The organism is Phormidium sp. CCY1219, assembly GCF_035615515.1.
Classification (GTDB): domain Bacteria; phylum Cyanobacteriota; class Cyanobacteriia; order Cyanobacteriales; family Laspinemataceae; genus CCY1219.
In genome coordinates this window covers 1-12,820 of sequence record NZ_JAJENT010000339.1, presented here as the reverse complement: position 1 = coordinate 12,820, position 12,820 = coordinate 1, and the positions used below count along the sequence as shown (strand labels likewise).

Annotated in this window: 12 protein-coding genes; 9 read left to right on the top strand and 3 right to left on the bottom strand. The window is 46.8% G+C overall.

What is annotated here, in order from left to right; all coding sequences use genetic code 11:
• Positions 1-347 (top strand): hypothetical protein (locus LKK83_RS06040; RefSeq protein ID WP_324630043.1); only part of this gene is annotated, 347 nt, incomplete at its 5' end.
• Positions 348-1,408: 1,061 nt separating this feature from the next.
• Here the strand turns inward: LKK83_RS06040 and LKK83_RS06035 are convergent.
• The 3 genes from LKK83_RS06035 to LKK83_RS06025 all read right to left on the bottom strand — a co-directional run bounded on the left by LKK83_RS06035 (position 1,409) and on the right by LKK83_RS06025 (position 3,295).
• A complete protein-coding gene (locus tag LKK83_RS06035) occupies positions 1,409-1,600 on the bottom strand; it encodes a hypothetical protein (RefSeq protein ID WP_324630041.1) in 192 nt (63 codons plus the stop codon).
• Positions 1,601-1,605: 5 nt separating this feature from the next.
• Positions 1,606-2,049, bottom strand: a complete 444-nt coding sequence (locus LKK83_RS06030) for a type II toxin-antitoxin system RelE/ParE family toxin (RefSeq protein WP_324630040.1) — start codon at positions 2,047-2,049, stop codon at positions 1,606-1,608.
• A gap of 562 nt (positions 2,050-2,611) precedes the next feature.
• Entirely contained in the window at positions 2,612-3,295 is a 684-nt protein-coding gene (locus tag LKK83_RS06025; RefSeq protein ID WP_324630039.1) for a glutathione S-transferase family protein, read from the bottom strand.
• A gap of 519 nt (positions 3,296-3,814) precedes the next feature.
• On the opposite strand from LKK83_RS06025, the gene LKK83_RS06020 reads away from it, so the two are divergent.
• The 8 genes from LKK83_RS06020 to LKK83_RS05985 all read left to right on the top strand — a co-directional run bounded on the left by LKK83_RS06020 (position 3,815) and on the right by LKK83_RS05985 (position 12,754).
• On the top strand, positions 3,815-4,321 hold the full coding sequence (locus LKK83_RS06020) for a hypothetical protein (protein WP_324630037.1): 507 nt from the start codon (positions 3,815-3,817) through the stop codon (positions 4,319-4,321).
• 331 nt (positions 4,322-4,652) lie between these two features.
• On the top strand, positions 4,653-4,883 hold the full coding sequence (locus LKK83_RS06015; RefSeq protein WP_324630036.1) for a helix-turn-helix domain-containing protein: 231 nt from the start codon (positions 4,653-4,655) through the stop codon (positions 4,881-4,883).
• 60 nt (positions 4,884-4,943) lie between these two features.
• Complete coding sequence (locus LKK83_RS06010) at positions 4,944-6,458, top strand: type I restriction-modification system subunit M (protein ID WP_324630035.1); 1,515 nt, start codon at positions 4,944-4,946, stop codon at positions 6,456-6,458.
• Positions 6,458-7,729, top strand: a complete 1,272-nt coding sequence (locus LKK83_RS06005; protein WP_324630034.1) for a restriction endonuclease subunit S — start codon at positions 6,458-6,460, stop codon at positions 7,727-7,729. Before LKK83_RS06010 ends, LKK83_RS06005 begins: the two co-directional genes overlap by 1 nt.
• Positions 7,726-10,056 carry an EcoAI/FtnUII family type I restriction enzme subunit R gene (gene hsdR, locus LKK83_RS06000; RefSeq protein ID WP_324630033.1) on the top strand — a complete coding sequence of 777 codons (2,331 nt, stop codon included), beginning with the start codon at positions 7,726-7,728 and terminating at the stop codon, positions 10,054-10,056. Before LKK83_RS06005 ends, hsdR begins: the two co-directional genes overlap by 4 nt.
• 407 nt (positions 10,057-10,463) lie before the next feature.
• Positions 10,464-11,072 carry a pentapeptide repeat-containing protein gene (locus LKK83_RS05995; RefSeq protein WP_324630031.1) on the top strand — a complete coding sequence of 203 codons (609 nt, stop codon included), beginning with the start codon at positions 10,464-10,466 and terminating at the stop codon, positions 11,070-11,072.
• A gap of 386 nt (positions 11,073-11,458) precedes the next feature.
• Positions 11,459-12,145, top strand: coding sequence for a hypothetical protein (locus LKK83_RS05990; protein WP_324630030.1), 687 nt, complete (start codon positions 11,459-11,461; stop codon positions 12,143-12,145).
• Between the two features lie 180 nt (positions 12,146-12,325).
• Positions 12,326-12,754 carry a hypothetical protein gene (locus LKK83_RS05985; RefSeq protein ID WP_324630029.1) on the top strand — a complete coding sequence of 143 codons (429 nt, stop codon included), beginning with the start codon at positions 12,326-12,328 and terminating at the stop codon, positions 12,752-12,754.
• Positions 12,755-12,820 lie beyond the last annotated feature (66 nt).

The following is a 12,820-nucleotide window of genomic DNA, read 5'->3' as shown; positions in this document are numbered from 1 at the left end:
CTGGTTTTATGCCGGTCCATTTTTTTGAGGTCATAGAGCGACACTCTCGGGGTCATAGAGAACTTTTCACTGTCCAGTATATAAAATCTGCTGCAAAAGATGCTTTGAATTTATTGGTCAAAAACCCTAACAATTTAGCAACAGAAGCATTTTTACAATGGCAAGAAAACCGGCCTAAATATCAAGTTTTAATCGAAAACAAACGATTAGAAGATAAAGCAAGAGATTTAGGGACTACCATAGAATTAGTTAAAGAAAAAGAACGTAAAGAACAGGAGCTAAAAGAGCAGGAATGGCAGAAAAAACTTGCAGAAATTCGCGCCAACTTCCAGGGCAAAAAACGGTAGGGCGAGTCTCGGTTCCAGCCCGGGGACCGCGTGGTTTGCTTGATAGAAGGCTGGCCCTACACCGGCCAAATTGGACAGGTAGAACGATCGCTAAACACCAAAACGGTGTATGTTCGATTCCCTGATGGTTATGTAACCATTCAAGGTGACGATAAGTTTGAGTTGCAGCCACAGAGTGATTCACGTTGAGGGATTTGCCTGAGTGCGACCCAATCCCGGAGCCATCCCGGCCAATGCCCTAGCTCAGTCAGTGGCGATCGCATCCAAAGTCTGACAACTCTGGGTTACATCGTGGCGGATTGGCTTGAGATGCGATAAGTTTACGGCATAGCTGCGCTGTGCAGCACTGTCGGAGTAAAACCTATCAGATTTAGAGTCCCTTCAAACCGACAGTGCGATCGCCACCCAAACTGGCAGAACCGGCAGTTATCCGATGAACCCGGCCCCAGGTCTCGCACCGCGTAGCTATACTCTAGGCTATCGTTCCCGTCGAGTCGATGTTCGTCAAGCCTGGTGTCACGCTTGTCGAATGGGGAATCGCCTAGGTCAAGATGTTGCCCGGGTTAAGAGATATCGCCGAGTTGATTTGCTCAAGAAGCTGAGTTTGCCAACTGCCTCGTTTCCCGAGGTGATGTTCCTGTTTATTGTTGGCCGAATTAGCGATCGCCTTGACTGCTTTCTAATCGTTGGAGTGATGGTCGGCGGGTGGCATCCGAAGGCCATTGCTAACCTTGACGGGTCCTCGATTGCAAAGGAGCGAATAAGGGCTCGAATGAGCGCCGGTGTAGTTCTTGTTCGAGTCCGAGGCTCTGTGGCGATTGGCTCCAAATTGTGTCGGGTCGGTCCGTTGGCGATCGGTCTAAATCGGTCAGTGGCGATCGGTCCAAATTATCTTGGGTTAGGTGGTGGTTTGCGTGAAATTATCTTGGTGGACGGCAAGCGATTCTAACTCGGTCAACCAATATGGCAAAGTTATCGATTACGGCTTCGGTGATGTTGCCATGAACTGGAAACTCTATCAACAGTGATCGCAACTGGTGGACCCGACCAACGGGCAACGGTTATCCCTTCGGTAACAGTTTTGCCAAGGCATCCAACCCATCTAAATGATTGCGATTTGGTGAATCATCGAGTGGTTTTGGATTTGCATGAGAGCGACGAATTTCTTCCAAGATTTTCGCCGCTTCTTCCTTGGCTTGAAGTTGGGCCTTGAGGGACATTTTGTTCCTCAAGACCTCAAACGACTGTGCCATTATGTTCAACCTCCTTTTGTTAATTTGCTTAGGTGAGTTTCATATTCTTTTTCAGCAATACGAATATGGGTTTCGTACCAGCGTTTATTTCCGGTTTTGTTACCACCCACCAATAAGATAGCAGTTCGGGTTGGATCGAAGGCATACAGGATCCGGTAGGGATGACCTTGAGTGCTTTGAACCCGCAGTTCTCGGATATGGCTATATTTTTTGCAGCCATTGATTTTCGAGCTATGAGGTGAACGGAGAGTAACGCCCTCTTCTTCTAGCACAGTAACCATAGTGTCAACTTTAATTTGGTCAGCCTCGCTCAAAGTTTCCCACCAAGCAGCGAAAGTATCGGTGTTATCAACAGAACACCGATTTGGGTTTTGAACGTCAGTATTTACAGTAGCCGCAAACTTTTTATCGGTTGTGTTCTGGTGTTGTTTTTTCGCTTTAGTGACCATTCGCTACCCCTATTTGGACAAACGGACATACCATTCCTCTCGGAACTCAGTATGCACGACAGGGTAGACGGGTGGATACTACATAACACTAGAACCTAAATAATTGAACCTCTCTACAATAACGAGAAAAATCTGAACTGTCAAGCACTAATTGAAGATTTTTTAGAAATTTGTCTGAAATGCCCACCCTACTGGAAATAGAGCCTCCATAACAGTCCGGTACAACCAAGGGAAAGGCGTCTTCATGTCTGCTAACACGGCTGATGAAAGCGGCGCTTGTATCGCTCACGGATGCCCGGGTGTTGACTCGGGTTGCAACATCGGTCCTTGGAGGCCGAGGAAGATTGGCAAAAATTTGAGACGGTTTGGGAGAAACTGGATAACAACGAGTGAAGCGCTCGCCTCCCGATAACTGTCACCTTCGACACTTATCCGACAAACCGGCAACCACCCCGACAGCCGATCACCCCCCGAGATAACTGCCAGCCTTAACAGTTACTTGCGATCGCCCCCAACTTCACCCGGTCCCGCTCAACTCATCCGCATATCTGATTCGGCCAACTCATGCAGAGGAATCCAACCCCATCACGCGGTCTGCCTTCCCATCCAGAGCCGGGTCTTGCTCGTGTCCGGCTGCTTTCATCCCGCGCTGATATCCAGGGCGCTCACTAATCCTTGCCAACCACGCTTTGATGTGGGGCCGGTTGTCAAAACCCAAGTTGTAAAACGCCTTCATGGTCGCGAATGGAAAATGCATCATGATGTCGGCGGCTGTGAATTCGGCACCGGCGAAGTAGTCCGCTTGGGATAGGCGATTTTCGACCATTTCCAGATGGCGATCGAGCCGTTGTCGCAGGACAGGAAGCATTGGAGAATTGTTATCCGCTCCCACAGCCATCCCCGCCATCCAGTTGACCATACTCCAACTCATCAAGCTGGCATTGGCGTAGTGGAACCAATAGAGGTAATCCGGATATTGAGGTGATGCGACGGGTACAGCCAACCGTCCTTCCCCGTAGCGCCCTAGGATATATTCGATGATGGCTCCCGATTCACCTAGCACTACCTCGTCATCAACCAGCACCGGCGCAGTGCCAACCGGATGAACTTCTTGCAGTTCCGGGGGAGCAAACTGAGTCACCGGGTCTCGTTGATATAACTGTAATTCATACTCCAATTCCAGTTCTTCTAACAGCCAGATTATCCGCTCGGACTGGGAAACGTTGAGATGGTGGACGGTTAGCATTGTTTTATTGATGGCTTTTAATACTGAAAATATCACGCTTAGGGATTTGAGTAAAACTCTTATGCACTGGCAATCATGGGAATTCTCTGGTTTGGGGTGAGCCACTGATTTGCACGTTTTGAGGTTGATGCGATCGCCTCGGACAAACTGTCGGAGCCAACACTTATCCAACCCGGTCCCAGTTGCGATCGCCACCCGAGATAACTGTTACCTCCGACAACCCGACCGCCCGCCGTCGAACCCAACCCCGCCCATTCCCGCGAAGCCGCTACCCACAGAGTCCAGGTTCCCCCGAACTGAATCGGCTGAAATCCTGGACAACCGGGAGATACAGAAACTTAACAAAATATCAAGGATGTTATAACGCCTGGTCAGGTTATAGTGACAGAATGACTCCATCCACCTTGCAGATTCCTGAACTCGTCCAGACCCTACGCAAGCGCATGAACCTCTTTCAGGAGAAGTTTCCCGCTCGTCGCTCGTCTTGGTGTAGCGATTACTATTTTTGAGGATTTTCTAATGACAGTTAAATCGCTATTTATAATTGCAACTTCCATCATAGTTTGTTTTAGCACTTATGTTGGTGCTGCTTATGCTGACCCTGAAACCATCCAATTGAATATTTCCTCTGGTAATTGTCCCAGCAGTATTATTTCAAATATCAGAGTTTTAGAAGGAGATAGTGGAGGTTATAGAGTAATACGAGAAACCTTTGATGTTAAAAACTTTGTAACAGATTCTTCTTTTGAAAGAAAAGATGTTGGTTATATATTTCAAGGAACCTTGACAGGAAATTACATCTCTTGTAATTCTGATACCTGGTTCTCAGATAATACATCGACTAAAAGGTTAACATTCTCTGATGGCAAGTTAAGATTAACGTATCAATACCGTGAGACTGGCGCACGCATGATAACGATACCACTTAAAGCCTATGTTTTTAATAACCAATTTATTATTGATTTAGAAGCATATCGACGGAGTGCAGATGAGTTAGAAGGGGTCTTAATGGATCATGATGATTAGGAAAATTTATAGCAGATTATGCCCCCTGCCGTACAGTTTCTGAGGTCCTGACAGTTATCCGACAAAGGCAACCCATCCGATAGGCGATTCCCGAGATAACTCTCAGACCCGACAGTTTGCGGGTGAAGATGACCCAGATGCGATCGCCTCTAAACTGTCACCTCCGACAGTTATCCGACAACTCCGACAAACCCGACAACCGCCTGCCGTCGAACCAACCACACCCCGAAACACCGGACTGAATCGGCTGAAACCCTGGATAACTGGGAGACACAGAAACTTAAGGAAATATCAAGGATGTTATAACGCCTGGTCAGGTTATAATGACAGAATGACTCCAACCACCTTGCAGATTCCTGAACTCATCAAGACCCTACGCAAGCGCATGAACCTCTCCCAGGAGAAGTTCGCCGCTCGACTCGGTGTGTCTTTCCAGACCATCAACCGCTGGGAGTGTGGACGAGCGACACCCTCACCGATGGCGATAAAGCTGATTGAGTTGCAGTTGCGGCAGATGGGGAAGCAGGGAGCTGATTTGTTGGAGGCTTATTTTTCGGATTAGCGTTACGACCCAGACTGGCTGATATCTAACCAAACCACTATAAGTAATCGTACAGACCGAATGTTTGAGCAAACTTTTAAAAATATTGATGATGTCCTCTGGAAAGAGGCCGGTTGTGGCACGGAACTCGATTACACCGAGCAAACTTCTTGGCTGCTGTTTCTGAAGTATTTGGACGATTTAGAACAGGAACGCTCCCAAAAAGCTGAGTTAGTGGGCAAGTCTTATGAGTTCATCCTGGACGAAGCCTATCGCTGGTCTTATTGGGCTGTGCCGAAGTTGCCCACAGGAGAAATCGATCGCAACAATGCTTCAACCGGCGATGATTTGATTAATTTTGTTAATGATAAGTTGTTTCCCTACTTGAAAGGATTCAAGCAACGCGCCGCTAGTTCGGACACTATCGAATATAAAATTGGCGAGATTTTTGGGGAAATCAAGAACAAATTCCAAAGCGGTTACAGTCTGCGGGATGCCCTGGAACGGATAGATGAGTTGCGGTTTCAGACTCAACAGGAGAAGCACGAACTATCCCATCTCTATGAAACCAAAATCAAGAACATGGGGAACGCCGGACGCAATGGCGGGGAATATTACACGCCGCGTCCCCTGATTCGGGCCATGATTAAGGTGGTCAAACCCAAGATTGGCGATCGCATCTATGACGGCGCTTGCGGTTCGGCTGGGTTTTTATGTGAAAGTTACGACTATCTCCGGCAAGGCAAGCTCACCACGCAACAGCTTGAGCTACTCCAAACCGGGACATTGTTTGGCAAGGAGAAAAAGAGCCTCGCCTATGTCATCGCCATCATGAATCTGATTTTGCATGGCGTTGATGCACCGAATATTATTCACACCAATACCCTGACTGAAAACCTCAGCGACATCCAAGACAAAGACCGCTTTGATGTCATCCTCGCTAACCCGCCATTTGGAGGGAAAGAACGGAAGGAAGTGCAGCAAAATTTCCCGATTAAAACCGGAGAGACTGCGTTCCTGTTTTTGCAGCACTTTATCAAGATTCTGAAGGTTGGCGGACGGGCTGCCATTGTTATTAAAAATACGTTCCTCTCGAATTCCGACAATGCCTCTCGTGCTTTGCGGCAAGAGCTTTTGAGTAGCTGCAACTTGCACACGATTTTAGACTGTCCCGGTGGTACGTTTATCGGGGCTGGAGTGAAAACTGTGGTGCTGTTTTTTGAGAAAGGTGACCCCGCTAGTTCTGTCCAGGGAATGCCTTTATTTTCTGGGGGGAAATCTCCCACTGAGGGAATGGCGACTCGCAAAGTCTGGTACTACCAGCTAGACCCAGGGCGGAACATGGGCAAAACCAATCCGCTTAATGATGACGATTTGCGCGAGTTTGTGGAGTTGCAAGCTACGTTCGCGGACTCGGAAAAATCTTGGTCTGTGGATGTGGCGGATATCGACTGGGAAACCTGCGATTTGTCGGTGAAGAATCCGAATAAGGCAGAGGAAACAGCGTTGAGAGACCCGCAGGAAATTTTAGATGAGATTGCGGCGTTGGATGAGGAAAGCGCAGAGATTTTAGCAGGAATTGGGGGGATGTTGTGATGAAAATGTGGGAAACAAAAAATCTTGGGGATGTTTGTTATCTTGTTGGAGGTGGGACTCCATCTAAAAGTAACAAAGAATTTTATACCGGAGATATTTTCTGGGCTACTGTTCGAGATATGAAAAATGAAATTATTTCCCAAACAGAATGTAAAATAACAGAAGAAGCTGTAAAAAATAGTTCAACTAATGTAATACCCAAAGGAAATGTGGTTATTGCTACGCGAGTAGGATTAGGTAAGGTTTGCCTACTGGCTCAAGATACTGCTATCAACCAAGACTTAAGAAGTATTATTCCCAAAGATACTAATAAAATAAAAGTTAAATATTTATTTTATTGGCTTAAAAGTATATCCCATCTAATCGTAAAGGCAGGTACAGGAGCCACTGTACAGGGGGTAAAAGTACCGTTTTTACAATCCTTACAAATACCTTTGCCCCCCCTCCCCGAACAAAAGCGGATTGTGGCAATTTTGGATGAGGCGTTTGAGGGGATTGATGCGGCCATTGCGAACACAGAGAAGAACCTCGCCAACGCCCGCGAACTGTTTGAAAGTTATCTGAATGGGGTCTTTACCCGGAAGGGTGAGGGCTGGGTTGAGAGTACAGTGGAAAATCTTGTTAAAGAAAAAATTTTAGAAAAACCTTTAGATGGTAATCATGGGGAGATTCATCCTAAAAAAGCTGATTTTGTCAAAATGGGAGTCCCGTTTATAATGGCCTCAGACCTTGTAAATGGAACTGTCAATCAAACAAACTGTAACTTTATTTCAGAAAAACAAGCTGGATGTCTCCGAAAGGGTTTCGCTAAAAACGGAGATGTTCTTTTATCTCATAAAGGCACTATTGGACGTTCAGCAATACTTGAAACGGGTGGCGATTATGTAGTCTTAACACCTCAAGTTACTTATTACAGAATTTTAAATAAAAAGCACCTATATAATCGTTATCTGTATTACTTTTTTAGAGGCTCTGAATTTCAACAACAAATTACTAAAATTGCGAGTTCTGGTTCAACTCGCGCATATATTGGTATTACCAAGCAGTTGGAGTTAAAAATTGCTTATCCGCCAATTGATACTCAAAAACATTATGCAGAAAATTTTGATTCTCTGATTTTAGAAACCCAACGCCTCGAATCCATCTACCAGCGCAAACTCGAAGCCCTCAAAGAACTGAAGCAGTCCATCTTAGAGAAAGCATTCACCGGAGAACTCACCGGCGACGTGGCTAAAGAAGTAGCAGAAACTTCTAAGGAGATTGCCGCATGAACGAAGCAGAGACCCGCGCCGAACTGATTGACCCGGCCCTGAAAGCTGCCGGTTGGGGGGTTGTCCCGGACAGCCGGATTCGTCGCGAGGTCATCGCCCCCGGTCGGTTGTTGGGTGGTGGGAAGCGGGCCAAATCGGAATATGCCGATTATGTCCTGGTCTATCGCAATCAGAAACTCGCCGTGATTGAAGCGAAAAAGCGGGAGTTGCGAGATACCGAAGGGGTGGGACAGGCTAAGAAATACGCTGAAAAGTTACAAATCCGGTTCGCCTATTCCACCAACGGCAAGGGCATCTATCAAGTTGATATGCTCACCGGGGCGGAAGGTTACATCAGCCAGTATCCCAGCCCCGAGGAACTGTGGGAGGCAACATTCTCGAAAGCCAACGAGTGGCGGGACCGCTTCGCAGTTATCCCATTCGAGGACAAGAGCGGCACTTGGGAAGCGCGGTATTATCAGCACAACGCCATCACCCAGGTTTTAGAGGCGATCGCAGCGGGACGAACCCGGATTCTGCTGACGATGGCGACGGGGACCGGGAAAACCTTCATTGCCTTCCAGCTTGCCTGGAAACTGTTCCAAAGCCGATGGAACCTGAGCCGCCAACCCACCCGCCGTCCCCGGGTTTTGTTTTTGGCCGATCGCAACATTCTGGCAAACCAAGCGTTTAACTCATTCTCAGCCTTCCCCGATGATGCCCTAGTCCGTATCGACCCGGACGGCATCCGCAAACAGGGCAGAGTTCCGAAAAATGGGAGCGTCTTTTTCACCATCTTCCAAACCTTCATGACTGGGAAAGATGCCGAGGGAAACCCCGCGCCCAACTTTGGCGATTATCCACCGGACTTTTTCGACTTCATCATCATTGACGAGTGCCACCGAGGGGGCGCGAACGATGAGAGTTCCTGGCGCGGCATCCTGGACTACTTCGCCCCAGCGGTTCAGTTAGGACTCACCGCCACCCCCAAACGGACCTACAACACCGATACTTACGCTTATTTTGGCGAACCCGTCTACACCTACTCGCTCAAAGATGGCATTAACGATGGATTCCTGACCCCGTTTAAAGTTAAGCAGTTTGAAACCACTCTGGATGAATATCTCTACACTCCTGACGATACGGTTATTGAAGGGGAAGCCGAGGAAGGCCGACTCTACACCGAATCCGACTTTAACCGCATCATTGAGATTGAAGAACGGGAAAAATATCGCGTCCGATTGCTGATGGAAAGTCTCAACCAGACCGAAAAAACCTTGGTTTTCTGTGCCAACCAAGACCACGCGCTGGCAATTCGCGATCTCATCAACCAGATGAAAGTCAGCACGGCTCCGAACTACTGCGTCCGAGTCACTGCGAATGATGGCGAGATTGGAAACAAGTTTCTCAAAATCTTTCAGGATAACGAGAAACGGATTCCCACCATTCTCACAACATCTCACAAACTATCCACCGGCGTGGATGCCCGAAACGTCCGGAATATCGTGCTGTTGCGTCCCATCAAGTCAATGATTGAGTTCAAGCAGATTATCGGACGGGGCACCCGGTTGTTTGAGGGGAAAGACTATTTCACCGTTTATGATTTTGTAGGGGCCTATCAGCATTTTAGTGACCCTGAATGGGACGGCGAACCGGAAACCCCGACACCGATAACCCCCCGAGAAAAACGCCTCCCTGCCGAAAGCCAGAACCTAGAATCGGAACCGACAGAACCGCAGGAACCGGCGCAACGGCAAAAACTGAAAATCCAACTCGCTGACGGCAAGGAGCGCGAGATACAGCACACAATGGCAACTAGCTTTTGGAGTGCTGACGGGAAACCGCTATCCGCCGCTCAGTTTATCGAGCGGTTGTTTGGAGACCTGCCGGAACTGTTCCAAAATGAGACCGAACTGCGCGAACTGTGGAGTCTGCCCGACACCCGCGAGAAATTGTTAGAAGGTTTAGCCGAGAAAGGTTACGGCCCCCAGGAACTAACCGAAATCAGTCGAATTATTGATGCTGAGAAAAGCGATATCTATGACGTGCTGGCCTATATCGCCTACGCCTCAACTCCCATCAGTCGCAGGGAACGGGTCATGGGCCGCAAACTCCAGATTTTGTCACACTACAACGACAAACAACAGGAGTTTTTAGAGTTTGTCCTAGACCATTACATGAATCAGGGGGTGAGCGAACTCCATCCCGAGAAATTGTCTCAACTGATAGAACTCAAGTATCGCAGCATGGCTGATGCGGTGAAAGAATTGGACAGTATCCGCGATATCCGCCAGCTTTTCATTGGTTTCCAACGATACCTCTATGAAAAGGAGGATGCTGTAGGATGAGCAGTCTCAGGCTATGGAGAAGAATGCGATCGCCTCCTCCAACTCCGAACCAACCCGGCCCCACCAGTCCGCACCGGCTTCCAGGGGTTCCGGTTTCCCAAACTGTCAGCACTGAGAGTTTAGCCAACCGCTATCGGACCGGCGGGCAGTCGCGAAGGGTCTTGGAACCAGCGGATAACTGTTGGAACTGGCAGTTATCTGGGTGGGACCGATGGTGGGACCGATGGAGTTGGACGATAACTGTCGGAAGTGACAGTTATCTGATGAAGACCAGGACCGATGGTGGAGGAGAATCACCGCTCAGAAAACCGCCAACCCGTTGCGGACCGACCGACTGAGGTAGTTGAATTAAGTCGCCATCTTGGGGGCGATCGAGACTTTTCCCTTAAACCAGTGAAGATAAGGTTATGACGGAATCAAACCAAACACCTGAAGAAGCGAAAATTTCTCTGATTCAACGGATTAAAAGAGGTGAGAAGAATCTGAGCGGGATTGACCTGAGCGGGGTTGACCTGAGCAGGGCTAATCTGGACGGGGTTGACCTGAGCGGGGCTGACTTGAGCAAGGCTAATCTGAGCGGGATTGACCTGAGCGGGGCTGGCCTAAGCAAGGCTAATCTGAGGGAAGCTAATCTGAGTTCGATGGATTTGATTTTAGCTAACTTGAGTGGATCTAACTTGAGTCGGGCTGAGTTGAGTGGAGCTAACTTGGGTGGATCTAACTTAAGTTCGGCTAACCTGAGTCGGGCTAAGTTGAACTCGGCTGACTTGAGTTGGACTAAGTTGAATTCGGCTGACTTGAGCTGGGCTGACTTGAATGGGGCTTACTTGGATTCGGCTGACTTGAGTGGGGCTAATCTGAGTTGGGCTAATTTGAACTCGGCTGACCTACGTTTTGCTAACTTGAGTAGGACTAAATTTGAAAATGCCACAGTTACCCAAGCTCGTTTTGGACAGAATGAAGGCATTGACGAAGCTCTAAAAGCGGACCTCATCAAGAGAGGGGCAAAATTTTAAAGATACTCCAGGAGATCGCTCCTCCGTCCTAACCCCCGTCTAACCCAGCACCTTCCCACGGTTAAAGCGAATCGCCTCCCCCGATAACTGTCAGCCCCAACACTTATCGGAGCAAACGGATAGCGGACTGTCGATGCGCCTCCCGGTAACTGTCGGCTTTGACACTTATCCCGCGAACCTGGACTAGATGCGATCGCCAACTGTTAGCCGTGGCAGTTATTGGGGCAAGCTGGTATTGGACTAGCGGGGCGATCGGCCAGATAGCCGAAAACGCCGAGCTACTGCCGCCCAGTGACAACGGGTTCACAAATCGAAGGAGTGGGGAGAGAGTCAGTGCGATCGAACTCAACTGCTCTAAACTAAGTAAATCTAAATAGAGATGAAAAATGACTCAACCTGCTCAACCTACTGATTATCATCATTGGCAGTATTTTTTGGCTTTAGAAAATGATTTGATTAATGTATCACGTTATATTGAATTTAGTAAAGTTACTGAAGTCGATAGTAAGAATGCTAAAGTATATTCTATTGAATTAGTTAGGATATTTTTTGCGGCTTGTGCTGAATGCGAGAATATCGGTAAAAGTCTTGCCCATATAAGAAAGGGTGACCTTTATGACATTAGCGATGAAATATTTTCTTTGGGGAACACAAATTATGCTATAATACCTTTTCAACAAATTTCCTGTCCTGCTCATAGTTTAACCTTTACTCCTTGGCAGAAATGGTCACTGGATAAAATAAACCACCCAATTACTCTGCCCAGACTGGTTTACCAACATCCTGCATGGTGGACACACCACAATAATGTAAAGCACAATCGAGTCACCGCTTATGAGGAAGCTAACTTATTGAATACTTTAAATGCTGTTGCTGGTTTAATGTGTTTGCTATTCCATGATATATTCAATGATATGGGAAGGTCTATCCCTCTAGAAGAATTAACAAGGAAAGGTTATGCTAGGGGTTACACAATAAGTCTTCCTCCTTCCTTAGCACCAAAACTTTTCATTCCTCAAGAATCAGGTATAGGATTTGGTGGTCAAAATTGGACTTGGGATGAATATAGTTAGTCATTCAAGAAGTAGGAGATATGTCAGTTTTATTGCATTTAAGCTGTTGACTGTCTAAATTAGGAAGCAGAAAATTATGAAACTCTTGGAATGCAGGCATCTCGCTCGCTAGAAGTACCCAGTTTAAATGCCAAACAGCTTACCAATTAAAGTATTTACCTTATCTAACTGGAGACCAAAATGGCTATTATTACTGATTATCATCACTGGGAATATTTTTTGAGCTTAGAAAATAATTTGATTAACTTGTCACGCTACATTGAATTTAGAGGGGTTGATAATCCAACAAGTATTAATGCTTGTGCATATTCTATTGAATTAACTAAAATATTTTTAGCCGCTTGTGCTGAATGCGAAAACATTTTAAAAATTTTAGCTCCTTGTCCTCCTTCAATCACTAAAGAAAAATATAATATAAAGAAAATTAAAATTAATTTGGAAGATAATTTTAGTCCAATTTTCAATCAATTGGTTGATACTAATATTTATTTACCTACTTACAATATTTGTTTTAATCCTTGGCAACATTGGAAAACTCAAGATTCTCCTCCTAGATGGTGGTCAGCGCATAATAGAATAAAACATAATAGAACTCAACCTGGACAGTGAAAAGTTCTATGAGATCATTATCAAGGGGCTTTTAACGGTCCAATGCGTCTGTGTATGGCCATCTGC